Consider the following 18,318-nt stretch of genomic DNA (forward strand, 5'->3'; position numbering starts at 1 on the left):
GAATTACGAGCGTTTGTCAAGGACAGAGCTGCTCGGTTTAGGCATAGAGGTCAAATACGAAGAGCGCTACACTCGCGGCGGTCCAGCTCCCGAGCCGTTGAGCAGTCAGCAAAAATCCATAATACGCGGCCGCGTTTTTGTGGACAAGCCAATAAGCAACGCCGACATAGAAGACCAGCAGCCCGGCATTATACCCCGCTTCTGGGGTTCGGTTAACCAAGAGGGTGGTGTCCACCCACAGAATGTTGTGGAGCACGTTGAGCGTCGAAACAATCAACGCGATGGCCAGCGCATGGCCTCCCTACCGGCGTTTAACGAACGTGCCGGCCATGGCCACTAAACACACGAGTGCCAGCCCAACTTGGTGCGCCAGCCATATCGCGCCAGCCGGCATGGGCAGTGCGTAGGGCCCCACCAACTCTTGATGCCCGAGATAGAAATTTCGGACTATCAGGGCAATGCCCACCGCAAACACGAGGGACAGCAGGCCCGCGGCGCTTTTAATTAAGAGATTCATGGAAGCGCAAGCCTAAGGCGGCGGTTAAAAAGCACAATATTACACCGGGCCTGCTTATGCCACTGGTTCAGGAATGGGTGGCAAGGTAGACGCTGCGTTCAGTTGAAAGCGCCAATAATTTAAGGACAAGACACGTAGTGGCCCGTTTCTTTCGGCGTAGCTTGTCAGCGAATTGATAGCCCACAGGTGCGTTACCCACATTCCAAGTATCTACCCTCCACTTTGGGCATCATTCGCTGACCTTTGTTTCGTGCTTATGCAATTCCTTCGAGCGGCTCTCCTGCTGCTGGTGTGGTTATCCAGCGCACCCTGTTGGGGCCAAGTTGCCTCGCCTGACACAACTGTTTCCCAAGCAATTTGGGGGGAAATAGTGCAGGGGCTGGAAGTGCAGATGCTAGCCGCCCACGCAGCTCGGCCGGGTTGCTACGCCATCGGTAAACTTAACCGCGACTTGGCCTGGGGACCAGATACCCTGCGCATTAACCAGTCGGAGGCTGCGTCCATGTACCTGCTGCGCCGCACGCCGTACGCCGCCGGTCGGTGGGCGCGGCAGCTACCGGGCTTCGCTGAGGAAATCGGTGCCGACGGGCGCGGGCACGTGTACGTGCTGGGTGCACCTGCCTCCCGACCTACTTCTGAATCCGATGGCTATGCGCCGCTGCAAGGCTTGAAAATATGGCGATACGATTCCCTTGGCTGCCTACAAGCCCACTGGCCGGTGCGCGGGCGGGCCTTAACTATGGCCGTAGGGCCCCGGGGCCATGTGCTGGTGCTGCACGATCTGGACAGCACGAACCAGTCCGATCACGCCTCAACCAGTGCAGTTCAGCTGTCGTTGTTTGACCCGGCAGGCCGCTTGAAGTGGAGCCGTCCTGGCCCCGTGTTGCCGATCAACTGGTACCTCGGGCGTCACATGTGGCGCGACGCAGTGCCCATTGCCGGGCTGGACCGCCGGGGCCGGGCGTGGCTGCGAGGGTGGTTGACGGAACCTGTTAAGGTTGCGCGCCGGGATTCGGCGGAGACCATTCCTTGGCATACCACGACCAATGCGTTTTTCCGCTACGCGGCAAATGGGCGATTAACCCGTACGCTCTTGCTGACGACGCGGCCCAGCCAACAGGACCAGCCGGGTGCCGGGTTGGCCGTGGCGCCCGGGGGCACGGCCTATGTAGCCGCGCAGGGCGATAGTTCCTCTTGGTCGGGGGCCCACAGGGCAAGGCGTCAGTTGCGGTTGCACGGCAGCTACTTGCTGCGCATCAGCTCTGGGGGACGGCTGCGTTTGGCACGTGTGCTGCCGCACCCCGCCCGGGCTATCGCCCTGGACAAGGCCGGTGCTCCGTGCGTGCTGGGCAGTGCCCGCCGCCCCGCCGGCGGAGCAGGCGCTGGAACCGAAGATGAGCTGGCGCGCGGCCACGACGACGTATGGGTGGGCCGCTTCAGCCGCGGCGGCTGGTTTCGCGGCGGCTTGTACGGGGGGGGCAGCAACGATGAAAACGGGCTGAGTTTTGCCATCGGAGGGGGCGCTACAGTATATACGGCTGGTACTGTCCACACTCGCAATCAGGATTTGCCGCCCGGAAGCACCCGGTTCGGATCCGTCATGTTATCCAACGAGCACGACTACGGACAGCCCGTGCTCGTGGTGTATGATTCCGTCGGCGCCTTACAGGATGCGCGCCGGCTCAATTCCCGGGAGTCGCCCGGCCCAGCCGAGTTGCGGGAGAAATACGCTGGATACGCCGGCCAAACGGATTTTTACAGCTTAGCTGCTTCCACCATTCCTGAAGGAATGCGCATCGTGCGCGACGTGGTCACCGATGCGCAGGGCAACGTATACGCGTTGGCGAGGCTGCGGGGACACGCTGCAGGTGTGCACCCTGGCGATACCCTACGCGACGTTACACCGGAAGAAGAAGATTGGGCGGTGGTTAAGTATGGCACTGACAAGCGTCTGCGCTGGGCCCTGCAAATTCCTGTTGATTCATCCTTCGTTTGGCTGCACCAGCTAGTGGCTGATGCGCGCGGCAACCTATTCGTCCTGGGTACGTTCCGCGGTTCCCTGTCCTTGAACCGGCAAGTAGTCGCGGCTGAAAGCAAAGCATACCGAACGGTGCTATTCAGGTTAGATACACTGGGGGGGCTCCAGTGGTCCTGGGTAGGAGAGGCCAGGCAGGAACAGTGGGGGCTGGACCACATCGTCCCCGATGGTCGCGGCGGCGTATATGGGCTGGGCGTGAGCGCCGAAACTCCTGCGTTTGGTCCTTTTCGGTTGCCCGCCCCACCTGCCCCGCGACCCGGCTTCTTGCCGGACGTTGCCCACGCCGTTGCGTTCAACGCCGGCGGCAGACCTGTGTGGGTCCGCACGTTGCGAGGGGCAAACCCAGCTAGCACCTTTGAAAAGCTCCGGTTGGGGGCAGATCCCCGGACCGGCGACTTGACCTTAGCTGTGCTAATCAGAAAATTACCGGCTGCCAGTGGACAACATGCACGCCAAGCTGGCGGCGCGTGGCTGTTTGACACCGGCAACCCGAGCCAACCGGTCTACCGGCATGCACTTGATTCCCTGAAGGCCCTGCTCTGGGTACGCTATAACCCCGGGGGGGGCCTGCAGTGGATACGGCAAAGTGAGCTGTACCCCGACTTGGATTTCCAGTTTGCCGTAGGTCCCAGCGGAACGATGTACCTGGGCGGCGTATCCAGGCAGCAGTTACCGGGGGAGCCGGATAGTACTTGGCGGCAAGTGCTGGCAAAAGGACCCGACTGGATGCTGGCCGGCTTCGATTCGGGCGCCCGGTTGCGCTGGGGGCACCGCGGGTCCCCTGGCCAGCAGTTGGAGGCACTGGCCGCCGGACCTGACGGTGCAGTGGTCGGCGGGCGTTATTACGCGTGTGATGGGGCAACAGTACCCTGCCAGTTGTGGGTGAGGGCCTACCGTTCGCAAGGGGCACTGCAGTGGGAGCAGCACAGCGCTGGTACCAATCCCAAATCATTACTCGGCCTGAGCCTGAGTCCGCGAAGCCAAGTGCACCTCACCACCGAGTTCCGGATCGCGGCTCCCCCAGCCCTGGCCGGCACCACCCACTTTGGTTCGGTGGAACTGACGGGCCTAGAACCGGCCAACGACCTGTTTAACGGTGGCGGCATTAGTTACTTTTGGCTGCAGCTGCACTTTGCTAAAGAGGCCACCAACCGGCCGTAGTATTAAGGGAAGATGGAACGGGGTTGATAGCATCCATGCACCGATCCAGGAGCGCATTGAGCCAGGAGCAGGTCCGCCTCGCCGTCTTACTCTACCTTGTGGCTTATGGCGACAATGGTTCGGTGTTCTCTGGTTTTATTGACGTTGTTGCTGGCCATCCTGGCGGGTAGCCGGTCCGTACTGGCGCAGCTCACTGCGGCTCCCGTGCCGGAATGGGTTACGAGTCTGAATTCGTCGGGCTTGGGCGGCAGTATCCACGGCACAGCGATGGCTCAGGACGCGACTGGCCACTTCTACGTCACCGGATCCTTTACCGGTGCGGTCCGGCTAGGCAGCCTGTGGCTGCGGGCCCCGCAGGGGGCAACGGGTGAAGTGGGCTTCGTAGCCCGGCTTTCGCCGACTGGCCAGTGGCGGTGGGCGCAGGTGCTCGTTCCAGCTGACAGCTGTATCAACGGCGGGGAAAGTATAGTGGCCGACGGCACGAGCGGCCTGTACCTGACCGGCTACTACCAGATGCAGGTACGATTTGCTGCTGACCTTTTCCTTGGGATACCTAACCGCGTTGCTCCCCGGCGTCACTATCTGGCCCGGCTTGACACCGCGGGGCGCTGGCAGTGGACGCAGCCGCTTTCACTGGCCGATGCGGGGCCGAGCCGGGTGGCTAGTGACGCCGCCGGCGCAGCGTACGTAAACGGCGGGCCCTTTCCGGCGCAGAAAGAAGTGGTGGCGGGCAAGCTCAGCCCGGCCGGCCATTGGCAGTGGACCGCCGCGTCTCCTGCGGGATGTCACCCACGTGTGCGGGCCCTGGCCACGGGGCCGGGGGGGCACTTGTTTCTGGCCGGCACGCTCGTGTCGCCTTCAACAGATCAGCCGCCGGCCGTCGGCGAATGGCCTGCCGCGCCGACGGGCCCCGCGCGCCCGTTTGTGGCCCGCCTGAGCAGCACCGGCCGGTGGGAGTGGACAGCCACCGCCCAACCGGATGGCCAGGACCAGGCTGCCTGCGAGGCGCTACGCGTGGGACCGAGCGGCGACCTGTTGGTGGCCGGGCAGTACCGGACGGCGCTGCAGTTCGCGGCCGTGAGCGGCAAGCCGATGCGGTTGCCCCCTCCGTCTAGGGGAGGGAACATGTTTGTGGGCCGCCTGTCCTCAGCCGGGCAGTGGCAATGGGTCACAGCCCCTACGTCCAGCGGCAGCAGCTTCGGGTGGCAGGGCATCCATTGCAGCGGCCTGGACGTGGACCCTGCCGGTGGGGTGCAGCTAACCGGGTCCTATGCGGGGGTAGCTTCGTTTGCTACCCGCCCCACCCCGACGCGGTTACGGAACGGTTCCGGAAGGGGGCAATCCTTCGTCGCCTGGCTGAATCCGGCGGGCCAGTGGCGGGCGGCCACGGCTCTCTCGGCTACCCCCGATGCGCGCTACCCCAATTTGGCGCACGCGACGGCGGTGCTCGCGACCGGCGCCGGCCGCTCCATCTTACTGGGAAACGCCACGGGGCAGGAATCCGACCTTTTAGGTTTCGACCAGGAGCAAATGCAGCTCCACACGGGAAATATGCGCACGCCGGATCACTGGCCGGTGCTGGCGCAGGCCGACGCCGGTGGCGCCTCCCTGGTGCAGGCCGTCGCCACGGACGGGCGCGGCAACGTGGCAGTGGCCGGGGTGTTCCGCGGCTCCCTGGCGGCACCAGGGCGGCCGTTGTGGGCCCGTAGCGGGCAGGATATGATCGTGGGACTGCTCGATGCCGGGGGCGCGTGGCGCTGGCGGCAGGCCGGCGGGTTTCCGGATCAGATGATCGTCAAGCAGGTGGCGGCCGACAGTAGCGGCAGGGTGTACGTGCTGGGCATCTACCATGGCCAAGGCGTGATCCAGCTTGACAGTACGCGCAAAGCCACGACGCTGTCCAACGTGTGGTCCGACCCGTCCGCATCGATTGAGCAGAACAGCTGGTTTATCGGGCAGTTGGGTCCGGGCGAGGGCTGGCGGTGGGCCCGGCGCCTGCAGCCGGCGTACTCCGTGGAGGAAGAGGCTGTGGGCGTGGGGCTGGCCGTGGACCCCGGGGGCAATGCCTGGGTGGCCTGGTCGGCACCCGACTCCGTGCATAGGCTGGCACCTTCGGTCTTCCGCCTGCAGCACCTGGGCCCCGACGGGCAGGTGCGCTGGCAGCGCACGTTGGCCCAAGGCAGCGCCACGGCCCGGCAGCTGACCTACAGCCCCGCCGGGGAGCTGTACCTAAGCGGCTCTTTTCGGGACAGCCTTGTTTTTCCCCTGCGCCGCGGCGAAGCCCGGTTACGGGCCAGTCGGGCGCAGGTCGAGCAGGGGTTTGTGGCCCGGCTCGCGCTGGACGGCACCGGCGAATGGGTTGTGCCTACCGCTCCGGGCCTGACCATCACCGCCCTGGCCCCCGTGGGCGGCGGTGGGGTGGGGGTTGTCGGCGCCATAACAGCCGGCGCCATGCGCGACACGATTCGCTTAGCCACTCGCCCTACGCCGACGGAATTTATACTCCTGGAAAACAAGCGCACCGGCTTCGTGGCCTGGCTGGACACGGCGGGCACCTGGCGCTGGGCCCGGGAGGTAGGCACGGGTTACCCGACCGATATGGCGCTGGCCGCCGATGCCACCGGCCGGCTGCACCTAGCCGGTTTTTTTGAGGATAGCCTCGCCGGGGCCGGACAACCGGCGGCTATGCGGCTGCGCGCTCCGGGGGCGAAGCGGGTGTTTGTGGCCCAACTGGCATCTAATGGGCAGTGGCTGGCAACGCGCGACGTAACCAGGGCCAACTACTATGGTCCGGCCGCGTTGGCGGCGGACCCGGCTGGCCGGCTATACCTGGGGGGCACTTTATCTTCCACCACGCCGGCCCCCGATTCGCTGGCGGTATACGGCGCGGCGCCGGGGCTTTCGCGCGGCGAATACCCCAGCGGCTACGTGGCGCAGCTCCATCTGGGCCGTCCAGGCGAACTACCCGTGCTGCGAAATGCGCAACCCCGCCAGGCGGCCGCGGGCGCGTGGGTAGTGGTACAGGGCACTGGGCTGGCCAGTGTATCTCAGGTGTGGATAGGCAATAGCGCCGCACGCGTGGAGGTGGTATCCGACCAGCAGCTGCGAGTGCAGGTGCCGGCCGGTGCGCGGGTGGGAAACGTGCCCGTCGACGTAATGACCCCCACGGGCCACATGCAGCTGCCGCACCGCTTACGAATTACGCGCGCTCACCACCGTAGGACAGCGACGGGGCCACAGTGACACAAGCGGCTCGGTCGGCTACGGCAGCTTGTTTTGCTTCCGGGACGCGACGTTCTACACAAGGATGAAGAGCATCAAAAAGTGTGGGGCAGTGGGGGCAAGCAGTGATCGGCAGGAGCATCGCGACTTTCGGCCAATCCCTGCGGAAGTCATGCAAGTAACCGCTTCGCCCGATTGCCCCACGCTTTTTGATGCTCTCCGTTCAGTTGAAGGAAGATTTCATAGTTGCCTGTACCTTTCACTCGATATGCCCGCACCGTTCTCAGTGGAAGCTATCACCTTGACCCTCCGCCAAGCTGGGCACTATTCCGTTGCCGACGAATTGCTGACGCAAGAAGCCGCTGCCTCGACTGGCGGTGAGTTGGTAGCGGCCGCGAGTTCACGGCTTCTGGGGCTTAAACTCCATTACCCGCATATCTACGGCGTGATTCAACCGCAAGCGGAGTTGTGGCTCACTGAGGGCCGAAGTGGCGCCGTTATCATTCCTACTTGTCCAGACGGCGGCTACCAGTAGCCGAGTAATGTCTAGGGAACCGGTCCGAAGCTAAACGCGGGAATTCAGTTTAACGAGCCTTACTTTGGCTAGAACCATGAGCTACTTCTCTGCTTATCTAGCCCCCCTATTGCAGCAATTCCACGCTTTGTATAATCCGGGAATTGAAACCAAGCGGCTCCTTCGCCAAGCAGCCGACTGTCTGCCGGCAGACGCAGTGGCGCTCCCCGATGTCTCCCGCGCTACGTTCCAGGATTTTCACCTTTATCTGGCGCAAAACGAGTGGGAGTTGGCGATGGAGGTACTTGAAGAGCTAGCTACTGGCACTCGCCCACCCGCTACTTTTTGGGGCTTGCTCGCACAGGTTGCCGAGCGAATGAAATGTGACGTTCATGCCCAACGCTACCGAAACAACAGCAAAATGAAGTAGAAGCCCATTAACTGCTACAGTTCAGCGAAAGGGTCATGCCTTGAACGCGGCAATTCAGCTGAAGGAGGGTTCTAATAGTTCAGGAGTACTTCTTCATATACCTGCACCCTGTAGTCTGCCGAATCGAGTAGCGGTGCGCCCACGCCGCCGCTGTCTTGCAGCCAGGCACGGATTATCGCGGCCTCGTCGGCACACGCGTTGACGGGGGCCCTGAACGGCAAAGCTTCATGCAGCACGCTGATGAAGTTAAAGCGCAGCTGCCCCGCCTGCGGGTCGTGCCAGAGGTAGTAGCGCAGCCCGCCCGGCTGCCCACGCTGGGCGAGTTGGGTGCGGCGGTTACACTTGACGCGTTGCAAAAACGCCTGTACCTCTGCGGGCGCAATCGCCCCAGCCAATTCCTCGCTCACGCCGATGGTCCACATGTTCTCGGCAATCTCGTTCTCCAACTCGTCCCGCGAGGCGGCCAAGTACACTTGGTCGGTTACGATGGACTCCAAGTCCTGAAAGTAGGCTTCTTTACTGGTCATAGGAACGGGCTAGCTTTCTGCTGCAGGAAGCACCGGCGCGAAAGGTATCGCTTTCTTGCGTTCAGTAAAATGGTCCTAAGCTAAACGCTCTCCGTTCGATGAAAGGAGGATTTTGTCAGCCGACTGGTCGCGCTAAGGCTACCTTCGCGCTGGCCTCTACGGGGAGGGCAACAAGCTCTTTGCTGGTCATAAACGGACCCTAGTACCTCATTTTGGGGAGTTTATGAAAATAAATACCCGCCAAAAAGCCGCCACGGCCCGGCAGGTGCAGCGGCTTTTCGAGGGAGGCAATCCCTGGGGCTTACCCGGCGTCGCCGGACCCGGAAACGGTGGGCGCCGGGGCTTGGCGGGCCCGGGCCGAAGCCCGCAGCCGGCAAGCGTCGCGGTGCAACGCCGTGGCCGCGCGGGCCACCTGCTCGTTCAGTTCCACGCCCGGCAGGGCCCCACCCAGCACGCTGATGACCGCCAGGCAGGCCAGGGCGAGCCCCGCCGCGAGCAGCGCGGCCGTCCGGAACAACAGATGAGCATAGAACTGGAACAGGGGCATAAGGCGGGGCAGCAAAAGCAGAAAGGGGAGTCCTTCCGGTGGGCTAATATATAGAAGAAAAATAGGCCCGCACCCGGGTGCGGGTGGCCTTATCCACCTGGCTGGTTGGCCTAGCAGAACTTGTGTGCAGGAAAACGGTGGGTCCGGCAAAAGGAGAGTATAACCTGATTAGGCACTCGTTTCTTTGGTGCGAAGGTGGGCCTGCAAGGTCAGGTTGAGTAAGCCCCCGACGACCAAAATAGCCCCGGCGATAAACGGAAAACCGGCCCCTACTAAGTCCGCTAGTTCGGCGGACCACAGAAAGGGGTAACAAAACAGCATCGCCGCGATGCCCACGGCCATTACTCCGTAGCTGCCCAGCCAACTCAAGCGGAGGTGCAGGTTGGGCTGGTGGATGAGTTTCACTTCTTGGTACCGACTGAACAGACAGCTTCGAAGCTGCTGGAGTGATTGGTGCTGACACGCCTCAATGGTCAGGGTAGCAAGCGGCACACAGCGTTGTCCAGCATGATAATCTTGCCTAAACAAGCGCCAGTGCTGGGGCAAGAGCAGCAGCCCAAACAAAAAAATCAGGAAGCTGGGCAAGGTCCAGTTGCCGTTACCCAGCATAAAGGCTTGCATCCGAATTTCGCCTACCGGCTCCAACTCATACGCCAGCACCACGTGCTTTAAGTCATGGCTTTCAAAGCCGGGCACCAACGTCAAGTCCCGGGCCAGCAAGCACGCCGCCAATTCGCGGCCAACCGTGCCTTCGGGCAGTTGGCTCAACGTGGCCACCTGGCGATGGTAGCGCGCCATGTCGTGGCACTGCTCCAAACACCACACTGAAAAGAAAAAAGCGTGGCGAATGAGTTGCTCGGGGATGGAGTACTTCATAGGGAACCAAGGTCTCGTTTGGACACAATCTAGCACTATTTCAACCTTGCGGTATTAACGTCCTTGCTACCTGTTCAAATAAAGGGTCCGAATAGAATAAGGAGGCTTCAACCATCATAGCGACAGCTCCGTGTGCTGGTAGCTACGGCAGCTCCTCATAGTGAATGGTTCTGCCGTTCACGCGCACAAAGACCTGCGGGTCTTCCACGGCTTCCTCCGTTAGGATTACCTCCTTGCCCAGCGCCAGCGAGACGGCCACTAAGTACTGCATGAGCCGCTCATGATCTTCCAAGGACTGTATTTCGGCCGGGCAAATGTCATTCTCCAACTCGGTGTCTGCGAAAAAGTAGCACTTCACCTGAATCTGCTCCAGAAAGACCGTTGCTTGAGCGGACGTTCGTTCCCCCTCGTCCCACCAGCGGGCGATAAAGTCGGCATCAATGCGGCTGGCAGGTGTTTCCTCGTTGTACCCTTCCACGACCCAGCGCACCGGGTAGTCCCGGTTGACCAAGGCCATCCACGCGGCCCAGTCGGCCCGGCTCACCTCGCGGACGTAGATGTCATGCAAGGCCCCGTCGCGGCGGTAGACGGTTTTTTGTAGGTGTTCCCAATTCATCCTGTTAGCCGTTTGGTGAGGTACGTGGTGCATCGAATCCGTCGCACAGCGGGATAATAAAACTACACGTATTCACGGCAGCAATTTGGTGTTTAACTCAAACGGTGGTGGCCTAAACGCGCCGTGTTCAGCTGAAGCAGCGTTTTTTACTGCAAATACCCGGGTAGGTTGGCAAAGCTGTGCCCACTCCCTTCGTATACGGTGGCTGTTGTGCCGATTCGGCCAAAGATGGTATCGGCCATGCCCTGCTGCACGATGCTGGCCACAGCATCCAGGATGGTCGATACGCGCAGGTTGTCGACAATGAACATGTCAACGCTCCAGAAGTAGGGTTCGGGCGAGCGGGTCAATAGGGCCTGCACATTGCGAATCGTGAACACAGTCGCGAAAAAGACCTCTTCCGTGTCGAGGACGATGTTGAGGTCAAGGTTGTGGTTGAAAACGTCCTCAACCTGGTACCCGCCAGGGCAGCAAACTTTAAATTTAGGAGACATAATAGCAGGTGCAAGGGGCTTATGCTGGCAAAGCTACTCTGCTAATACAGGCCAGGCCGTCTCTGTTACATTTTGCCAAAACGGTCGTGGCTTGAACGAGCATAATAGCGTACTTAGGGCCCAACTGCATGACATGCTGAAAGCGAGACCAGAATGACGACCCAAGTATGTGAGTTTGTCGGCTACGGCGAAACGGCAGGTGCCCCGCTGTGCGTCTGCTCCCTGGCCAGCGCGCAGGCTTGGGTGGGCACCGAGCAAGAACAGACCCGGTACTGGGAGGTGGTCGAAGCGATGGGCCAAGCGCCCCTGTTTGAGTGGGACGCGCACCACCGCTTCTTCAACACCGAGACCGGCAACTTTGCCTTGTTCCGCTCCGCCGACGGAACGGAACTGGTGGTAGTCGAAGTCGTCTCGGCCGAGGAAAACGCTGGCCTGCCATGGCAAGGGCTCCAGTTTTCGCTTAACCCCACCACGCGGACGCCGCTGCACCTGCGGGGGTGGACCTGCTTCTTCGACGCCGCCCTGACCTTGCCCGGGCCCCTATTGCCCCACACCGCGCTGTACGCCGTGGACCAAAGCGGCCCTTGGAACGCTGCCGTGCTGGACTGTCACTACGATGCGGCTTACGAGGTCACTTTCCGGTCTGACACCTTGAACTTAGAAGGCATTTGTTTTCGCCGAGAGACTCCTTAGGTCAGGTAACAGCTAAGGTTTCTCCGTCTACTTAAACGGTGGCAAGATAAACGCGCTTCGTTTAGTGAAACGGGCCTACTTCACGGCCTCAATTGCCACTACGGCCTGCGCCACCAGTGCCGCCGCCCGGGCCGCTTGGGGCCGAGCAGCTTGGCGCTGCTGCACCTGCTTAAGCAGCCCGATAATGCGCTCCGAATCGACGTAAGGCTTGTATTTAACGGTCAGGTCGCGCAAGCGGGTGATACCTTGCTCCAAGGCCGGGGCGTCGTCGAGGCGGCCGAGGATGGCCATGAAGCCCTCCAGCATGGCAAAGCGGCCGTTGGGGTCGGCGGCATCGTATTTGGCTAGCATCAAGGGCCATTGGGCCAAGCCGCCCGCCTGGCCATACACGTTTACCAGCGCCACCGTCAGGGCGCCCTGGTTGTCGGCTTCGAAGGCCGTGGCGCGGGCCAGCGCCTGGGCGGGCGCCAGCGGTGCCAAACCCTGCAGCGCCGCGCCCTGCTCCCGGTACGACTGACTGGCCAGTGCTTTGGTGAACAGGGCCGTGTAGCGTTTCTGCTTCAATCCACCCAGGGCAATGAGCGCCGCCGCCCGCACCGGCGTCGCCGAATCGGTGGCGGCCAGCCGGGCCAGCCCGGGCTCAGCCGCTTTGCGCAAGGCAGTATTTTTAAGGTCGAGCGACTCTACGGCCAGCTGGCGCAGGGCAGGTGATTTATCGGTCAGGCCAGTTACCAGCAGCTGCTGGGCCAGCGGGTTGGACGGGGCCGCTTTGGCGGCGGCCAGGGCTTCGCGGCGGTCGAGGTAGCCGGGGGCGTGGCGGTACTGGTAGGCGAATTCGGCCAGGGTTTTGTGGTCCTGCTTTTGCCAGAGCAGTACGTTTTCGGCGTCCACGTTCACTAAATCGGGGCGGGTGAGGGCAGGGAAATAGAGCGTATCGACGGCGTGGCGCAGGGTGGCGGCGTAGCGCCGGGCGCGGCCGCCGGAGTACACATCCACCTGCAGCGGCAGCACGAAGGGCGCGCCGGCTTGGCGCTGGCGCACCACCACGGCCTGGCGCTGGCGGGCAGCATCCCACTGGTAGTCAATAGTGACTACGGGGTGGCCGGCGCGGTAGTACCACTGGTTGAAAAACCAGTTCAAATCGCGGCCCGAGGCTTCTTCCAGCGCCAGCCGCAGCTGGTGGGCCTCACCGGTGCCGTAGGCATTTTGGGTAAGGTAGCCCTGCAGGCCCTTGAAAAATACGTCCTCGCCCAACTCGATGCGCAGCATATTCAGGATGCTGCCGCCCTTCTGGTAGCTCACGTTGTCGAACAGGTCTTCGTGGTTGGCATACTCGAAGCGCACCAAGTGCTTGCTGAAGTTGCCGGGGTTGCGCAGGTAAGTGCGGCGGCTGCGCTCGGCCTGCTCGGCGCCGGCATCGGGGCCGTGGGCGTGCTCGGCCCAGAGCACCTCGCTGAAGTTGGCGAACGACTCGTTCACGGTCAGGTTGCTCCAGCTTTCAGCCGTCACGTAGTCGCCGAACCAGTGGTGGAACAGCTCGTGGGCGATTTCGCGCTCCGTGCCGGCGTATTCCCAGTCGAGCAACTCGCGGGGCGTACCCTGCGCCTGCTCGCCAAAGAGCGAGGCCGTCGCGTTTTCCATGGCTCCAGCCGTGTAGTCGCGCACCACCACTTGGCGGTAGTTGGGCCACGGAAAGTCCACGCCCAGGCGCCGAGAGAAAAACTCCAGCATGGCGGGCGTCTGGCCGAAAATGGCGCGGGCCTGAGCAGCGTACCGGGGTTCGAGGTAGTAGCTGACTTCCTTGCCGCGCCAGGTGTCGCGGGTAATGCGGAAGTCGCCCACGGCCAGCATGACCAGGTAGGGCGCGCAGGGCTCGTCGAGCTGCCAGGTGTCGGTGCGCAGGCCGGGGCCGGCGGGCGTGCTGCTCACCATTCGGCCATTGCTGAGCGTGACGTACTTGGCGGGCACGGTCAGGCTAATGGCGGTAGTGGTTTTCTGGTTGGGCCGGTCGATGGTGGGAAACCAGGCCGAGTTCGATTCCGTCTCGCCCTGGGTCCAGATCTGCACGGGCTTACCCGCCACGGCGCTGTCGGGGTTGATGAAATACAGGCCCTTTGCTTCCCCGATGGCCTCGCTGCCCTTAGCGTCCAGCTCGTTGGGCTTGGCCGTGTAATCGATGGCAACGGTGTAGGCCTCGCCAGCGGGAACCACCCGGGGCAGATGAACGAGTAGCTGCTTCTGGTTATAGTCATACCGCAGCGGCGTGCTGCCGGAACCCTGTCGCAGCGTCACGGCTTTGATGTCCATGCCTTTGGCATCAAGCCGCAACGAATCGGTACCTAGGCCGTGTGGCTTCAGGGTCAGCTCGGCCTGGCCGTAGGCGTAGCGCTTGACGTAGTCGAAGCGGATGGTCAGCTTGGTGTGGACGAGCTTATTTATCTGGCGGGCGGCAGGACGCTGGGAAGGGGCTGCTGTGGGCTGGGCCAAGGCCGGACTCACCAGCAGCAACCAGCAGATAAAGAATAGGAGCTTGTGCATATGGCCGGCAAGGTACACGAACGGGTGGTTTCGCGCTCATGCCGGGTAATGGTGACCAATAAGCCCACCGGGCGTTAATGGTCCAGCCATTGCGTGAAGGCCGGGGCGCGGCCGCCTTATACTGCAGGTTCTGCCCCGCTACCGCGGCACAACCTGCAGTATAAGGCGGCCCTTGAAATACGGCCGTATTTAAGCAGTCACAGAATAGGCCCCGACAAGGGCCCGTTATCGTACCTAATCCAACGCTGAGATAGCCTATTCCATCAAATGGGCCGGAAGGGACGGTACGAAATCATCAAAGACCTCGTAGCTGATGATTTGGTAGCGGCGGGAGTAGGCGCGCAGGTGCACGGCAATAATTCGCTCCCTCGTCGCGCGTTCAGACCCCGGCGTGTACTCGATGACCAGCAGCCGTTTTTCGGCTTCCTGCGCCAGCAGAAAATGGCACGGAATGGCTTGCTGTTCAGCCTCGGTAAGCTGCACCGCATTTTCCGGTTTGAGAACGACGAGTTCGAGGTAGATTTTTTGCCGCATAGCACGCCCTGTTTGTTTGTTAACACCCACCAAGGGGCTACTTTCAAGCCCTACCCAAACTTTTCCTCCCCACTGCCAATTGTTGCCCCATCGATTTTCCCCTCTGCCAATCCATTACCAGAAGAATCCCTGATTTGGTCAAGAGTAAAGCCGTAGGCTTCGACCGCCCCGGCGGCCGTGAACAGCCCCAACTGTACGCTCAAGCGGGCCGAGGCCAAGCGGTGCTGGCGGTCGGTTTCGGCATCGACGGTGAACTCGCCGTGCATGGCCTCGCTCAATTCCTCCAGTATCGGTCGTGGCGGGCGCTGCTTCATGGCGGAAGATAAGCAAGGGGGAATGGGAGTACTGAGTAGCCACTAGTAGGTGGGCGGCGTACGGCGGAGGCGGTTGTCACGTTTGTTGAACGGTGGTTCAATAAAGGGTATACCCCTCCTTTCACCCACTGAGTGTGTTCGATGGTGAGAGAACCAAAACACCAGGGGCCGGCCAATCACTACCCTAATTGCTGTTGGGCAAGCTACAGAACCTAGCTCAACCAAACATGGCCATTGACGCCAGTAAGCCTGCGCAGCAATTCAGGCGGAAGATTCTGCTGGCCGAGCAGCGTGTCGGCCACCTGACCGGCCAGCATCTCCCATGGCTCCGGCCAGGATGCAGCCCGTCAATCGCTCCTGTTTGGTCATCGGCATAGATGGCCTGGAAATTTAGTATACTCCCTGTGCTCCCATGTGAAAAACGGACTGCGTTACTACGCAGAAGCAACATCGTGCCCTCTAAAAAGCCACCAGGACGGCCGTGGCGACCAACTATTGCCAGCATCACCATTGCGAGGTTAGTCCGGGAAGGGGTTCTCAGGTAAAGCAATAACTAGCGGAGTTTACCAAGGACAAAAAGCCCTTGCCCTCGCTTCCACCTGCCCGGCGTTCAGGCCTCCCCGTCAGGTTATCGGCGTCGCGGGGGGCTATTCCAGGATGAGGCGGCGCACACCTGTCTGCTGCCCCGCCTGAACGCGGAGCAGGTATACCCCGGGGGACAGTCCCGCCAAGGGCAGTTGCTCAGTGAGGCCCATGGCGGGCAGTTCGCGGGAGTGGGTACGCACAAGCCGCCCGACGGCATCCAGCAGCGAAAAAGCTACCTGCGTCGCCCCGGCTACGGGCGGCACCCGCACCTGCACGCTCCCGGAGGCGGGATTAGGATAAAGACTCAGCTCCGCTGCCCAGCTAGCAGGGAGCGTGGTCAGCGCCGCCGAATCGGTTATGGCGGCCAGAAAGGCCACTATCCCACCACGCGGGTCTCCTACGCTCAACTGGCCAAAGCGGCCGGGGGAGGCCATGTAGCCCCCCACGTACACCTGCGCGCCACTCACGGCGGCCGCAAACGCATAGGAGCCTCTGCCTTCGGTCTCACTGCCCGCTTGCTGGGCCCATTCGAACCGGCTGGTGCTGCCTCCATCGCTGAGTTTAGCGACGAACACGTCCGAATTGGCGCGGTTGCGCAGCGTGAGGCCCCCAAAATTAGCTTCCTCACTGTAGAAATCGCCGACCACGTACACGCTCGTTCCCTGCACGGCCAAGGCCCGCGCCTGGTCGTAGCCCCAGCCCCCGGCCTGCTGGGCCCAGACAAAACGGCCGCTCAGGCCATCATCCGTGAGCTTGGCCACAAACAGGTCCACGGTGCCAGCGTTCGGTAAGCTGATCGCGCCGAACAGCGCTTTACTGCCCATAGAGCCCGCTACGTACACGCTGGTCCCACTCAAGGCCAGCGCGCTGGCATAATCGTCGTACGTGCCGCCCGCTTGTTGCACCCAAGTGAAGCTACTGGTCGGGCCCGCATCCAGCAGCTTGGCGACAAACACGTCGGTGGTGCCTCGGGAAGCACCGACATTCACGACAGTTGTCGGACCGAAGGTTGCCGTGGGGCTGCGAAAACTGCCCGCCACATAGACATTTGGCCCACTCACCACGAGGGAAGAAGCATCGTCATCATTCCATCCCCCCGCGCGCTGCGCCCACACAATAGCTGCCTGAAGGCCCTCATCCACTAGCTTGGTCACAAACAGGTCGGTGGTGCTCAAACCGGCGGCGCTGGCATTCGGCAGCGTCGTGTTTGCCAAGCGCAACGGACCAAAGTAGGACCCGGCCAGGTAAATAGTCGTTTCGTGCACGGCGATGGCGGCGATGCCGGCTTGCCCTACCCCGATGGCCTGCGCCCACCCAAACTGACTGGTGTTACCCGTATCGAGCAGCTTGGCGACGAAGGGTTGACTATTGCCGGTCAAACCGTTGCTGGGCACAACGCTGGTACCGAAACTGGCTTTCGGACTAACAAAAGCGCCTGCGACGTACACGCCGTGGTGGGTTACCGCCACGGCGGTGGCGATATCGCCTTCCGTGCCCCCCATGCCGTGCGCCCACATGAAGCGGTGCTGGGCATGGCTCCACTTGGCCACAAACCCATCTTCGCGGCCTGCACTGGTCAGCACTAGGCTCCCCAACTTGATCGTCCCGTAAAAGGAGCCCACAACATATACATCCCCGGCACTATCGACGGCCGTCGCCCGCACTAGCGGGGATGTCTCTCCGCCCAGGGCCACTGCCAGCTGCCAGGCGGGGGCCTGGGCCTGGGTCGCCTCACTACGGCAGAGCCCCCATAAGAGGACAGCTGACAGAGTCAGCCATTGTTTGCAAAGGCGGACGTAACAGGAGGCCATAGGAGAAAGGAAAGGATGAAAGCGAGGCACCCAGCCTGGGTGGCCGACTACCGCGGCGATTCTTGACTTAAATCTATCCACAATGAGCCTGCTTAGCAACCCAGTAAATGAGTGCAGTAGACTCTGAAAACCAGCTTAATCCAGATGCAACACCCTGTATATTAAATTTATACGTCCTAAATACAGGACTTTTCAGGTGTGGTTTCATCCACTCGAACATTCTCTAAACCCACACGCGTCCTGAATACGGAACTGGCCTGTAGAGGTAGCCGAGCTGCTACTCATCGGGTTGCTTTCGGCCACAACGCTGCATAGCCGGCGAAGACGGTGATGGGCAGGCAGACCGCCGGGCATCCGGGGCAATCAGCCACGCCTGCGAGCGGTGGTGCAGGCCTATGGCAGAAATCGGGTAAGAAGTAGCCTTTACGGGGCAATTAACCCAAGGGGAATGGACACCTACAGTCTGGGAAGCCACAGCACATTAACCGAAAATTCCAAATCAGCTAGCAGAACACCTGCCCCAAGGAGGTCTAGTGGGACTGGACAGAATGGGTCCGTATTGAGTGCGAAACCCAGCAAGCGGAATTGCCTTGCCTCATTCCATTTCTGGATTACCCAACTCCGTCTGGCGGCGGTAGCGCTTGACGCTGGACTCGCTCACGCCCGTGGTGGCCACCGTCTGATGCACCGACATGCCGGCGGCCAGACAAGCCTTCACCTTGGCCAGCTTGCCCGCATCCACGCCTGGGCGACGGCCCAGGTGCTTGCCCTGCGCTTTGGCCAGGGCAATGCCGGCCGTCGCCCGCTCGCGGATGCTCTCGCGGTCGTATTCGGCCAGCGCGGCGAAGATGCCCAGCACCAGCCGCCCGGCGGGAGTGGCCGTGTCGATGCCCAGGTCCAG

General features: G+C 61.8%; 15 protein-coding genes. 5 read left to right on the forward strand and 10 right to left on the reverse strand.

The genetic code is table 11. The features are described 5' to 3' along the window. From HW556_RS18550 to HW556_RS15730, 4 genes are all read left to right on the forward strand, one after another. Positions 1 to 340, forward strand: a 340-nt coding sequence (locus HW556_RS18550; protein WP_218136946.1) for a hypothetical protein, incomplete at its 5' end; no start/stop codon positions are given. Between the two features lie 679 nt (positions 341 to 1,019). Beyond that, positions 1,020 to 3,716, forward strand: coding sequence for a hypothetical protein (locus HW556_RS15720; RefSeq protein WP_176901070.1), 2,697 nt, complete (start codon positions 1,020 to 1,022; stop codon positions 3,714 to 3,716). A gap of 138 nt (positions 3,717 to 3,854) precedes the next feature. Then, positions 3,855 to 6,959 carry an IPT/TIG domain-containing protein gene (locus HW556_RS15725; protein WP_176901071.1) on the forward strand — a complete coding sequence of 1,035 codons (3,105 nt, stop codon included), beginning with the start codon at positions 3,855 to 3,857 and terminating at the stop codon, positions 6,957 to 6,959. A gap of 590 nt (positions 6,960 to 7,549) precedes the next feature. Further along, complete coding sequence (locus HW556_RS15730) at positions 7,550 to 7,882, forward strand: hypothetical protein (protein ID WP_176901072.1); 333 nt, start codon at positions 7,550 to 7,552, stop codon at positions 7,880 to 7,882. Positions 7,883 to 7,953: 71 nt separating this feature from the next. On the opposite strand, the gene HW556_RS15735 is transcribed toward HW556_RS15730, so the two are convergent. The 5 genes from HW556_RS15735 to HW556_RS15755 form a co-directional block, all read right to left on the reverse strand. Further along, a complete protein-coding gene (locus HW556_RS15735; protein WP_088466087.1) occupies positions 7,954 to 8,409 on the reverse strand; it encodes a hypothetical protein in 456 nt (151 codons plus the stop codon). 301 nt (positions 8,410 to 8,710) lie between these two features. Beyond that, positions 8,711 to 8,956: a hypothetical protein gene (locus HW556_RS15740; protein ID WP_176901073.1), complete on the reverse strand. Its 246-nt coding sequence runs from the start codon at positions 8,954 to 8,956 to the stop codon at positions 8,711 to 8,713. Between the two features lie 168 nt (positions 8,957 to 9,124). Beyond that, the gene (locus HW556_RS15745; RefSeq protein ID WP_176901074.1) at positions 9,125 to 9,832 is read right to left on the reverse strand and encodes a hypothetical protein; all 708 of its coding nucleotides are present in this window, start codon (positions 9,830 to 9,832) and stop codon (positions 9,125 to 9,127) included. Positions 9,833 to 9,974: 142 nt separating this feature from the next. Next, the gene (locus HW556_RS15750; RefSeq protein ID WP_176901075.1) at positions 9,975 to 10,448 is read right to left on the reverse strand and encodes a hypothetical protein; all 474 of its coding nucleotides are present in this window, start codon (positions 10,446 to 10,448) and stop codon (positions 9,975 to 9,977) included. Positions 10,449 to 10,594: 146 nt separating this feature from the next. Then, positions 10,595 to 10,942, reverse strand: coding sequence for a hypothetical protein (locus HW556_RS15755; RefSeq protein ID WP_176901076.1), 348 nt, complete (start codon positions 10,940 to 10,942; stop codon positions 10,595 to 10,597). A gap of 153 nt (positions 10,943 to 11,095) precedes the next feature. Here HW556_RS15755 and HW556_RS15760 point away from each other — a divergent pair, with 153 nt between their 5' ends. Then, on the forward strand, positions 11,096 to 11,635 hold the full coding sequence (locus HW556_RS15760; protein ID WP_176901077.1) for a hypothetical protein: 540 nt from the start codon (positions 11,096 to 11,098) through the stop codon (positions 11,633 to 11,635). Positions 11,636 to 11,710: 75 nt separating this feature from the next. Here HW556_RS15760 and HW556_RS15765 read toward each other — a convergent pair whose 3' ends face one another. The 5 genes from HW556_RS15765 to HW556_RS15785 form a co-directional block, all read right to left on the reverse strand. Beyond that, positions 11,711 to 14,173: a M1 family metallopeptidase gene (locus HW556_RS15765; protein WP_176901078.1), complete on the reverse strand. Its 2,463-nt coding sequence runs from the start codon at positions 14,171 to 14,173 to the stop codon at positions 11,711 to 11,713. A 255-nt stretch (positions 14,174 to 14,428) separates the two neighbouring features. Then, positions 14,429 to 14,707, reverse strand: coding sequence for a hypothetical protein (locus HW556_RS15770; protein ID WP_176901079.1), 279 nt, complete (start codon positions 14,705 to 14,707; stop codon positions 14,429 to 14,431). A 50-nt stretch (positions 14,708 to 14,757) separates the two neighbouring features. After that, positions 14,758 to 15,021: a hypothetical protein gene (locus tag HW556_RS15775; RefSeq protein WP_176901080.1), complete on the reverse strand. Its 264-nt coding sequence runs from the start codon at positions 15,019 to 15,021 to the stop codon at positions 14,758 to 14,760. 647 nt (positions 15,022 to 15,668) lie between these two features. After that, complete coding sequence (locus tag HW556_RS15780; protein WP_176901081.1) at positions 15,669 to 17,189, reverse strand: T9SS type A sorting domain-containing protein; 1,521 nt, start codon at positions 17,187 to 17,189, stop codon at positions 15,669 to 15,671. 823 nt (positions 17,190 to 18,012) lie between these two features. Continuing rightward, positions 18,013 to 18,318, reverse strand: a 306-nt coding sequence (locus tag HW556_RS15785; protein WP_176901082.1) for a recombinase family protein, incomplete at its 5' end; no start/stop codon positions are given.

It is taken from the genome of Hymenobacter terrestris (assembly GCF_013377905.1).
GTDB lineage: Bacteria > Bacteroidota > Bacteroidia > Cytophagales > Hymenobacteraceae > Hymenobacter > Hymenobacter terrestris.

What these genes read in the sequence shown, in the direction of transcription:
- HW556_RS15755 (WP_176901076.1), bottom strand. Translation starts at nt 10,942, where the DNA reads ATGTCTCCTAAATTTAAAGTTTGCTGCCCTGGCGGGTACCAGGTTGAG.
- HW556_RS15730 (WP_176901072.1), top strand. Translation starts at nt 7,550, where the DNA reads ATGAGCTACTTCTCTGCTTATCTAGCCCCCCTATTGCAGCAATTCCAC.
- HW556_RS15735 (WP_088466087.1), bottom strand. Translation starts at nt 8,409, where the DNA reads ATGACCAGTAAAGAAGCCTACTTTCAGGACTTGGAGTCCATCGTAACC.
- HW556_RS15765 (WP_176901078.1), bottom strand. Translation starts at nt 14,173, where the DNA reads ATGCACAAGCTCCTATTCTTTATCTGCTGGTTGCTGCTGGTGAGTCCG.
- HW556_RS15745 (WP_176901074.1), bottom strand. Translation starts at nt 9,832, where the DNA reads ATGAAGTACTCCATCCCCGAGCAACTCATTCGCCACGCTTTTTTCTTT.
- HW556_RS15740 (WP_176901073.1), bottom strand. Translation starts at nt 8,956, where the DNA reads ATGCCCCTGTTCCAGTTCTATGCTCATCTGTTGTTCCGGACGGCCGCG.
- HW556_RS15760 (WP_176901077.1), top strand. Translation starts at nt 11,096, where the DNA reads ATGACGACCCAAGTATGTGAGTTTGTCGGCTACGGCGAAACGGCAGGT.
- HW556_RS15720 (WP_176901070.1), top strand. Translation starts at nt 1,020, where the DNA reads ATGTACCTGCTGCGCCGCACGCCGTACGCCGCCGGTCGGTGGGCGCGG.
- HW556_RS15770 (WP_176901079.1), bottom strand. Translation starts at nt 14,707, where the DNA reads ATGCGGCAAAAAATCTACCTCGAACTCGTCGTTCTCAAACCGGAAAAT.
- HW556_RS15750 (WP_176901075.1), bottom strand. Translation starts at nt 10,448, where the DNA reads ATGAATTGGGAACACCTACAAAAAACCGTCTACCGCCGCGACGGGGCC.
- HW556_RS15775 (WP_176901080.1), bottom strand. Translation starts at nt 15,021, where the DNA reads ATGAAGCAGCGCCCGCCACGACCGATACTGGAGGAATTGAGCGAGGCC.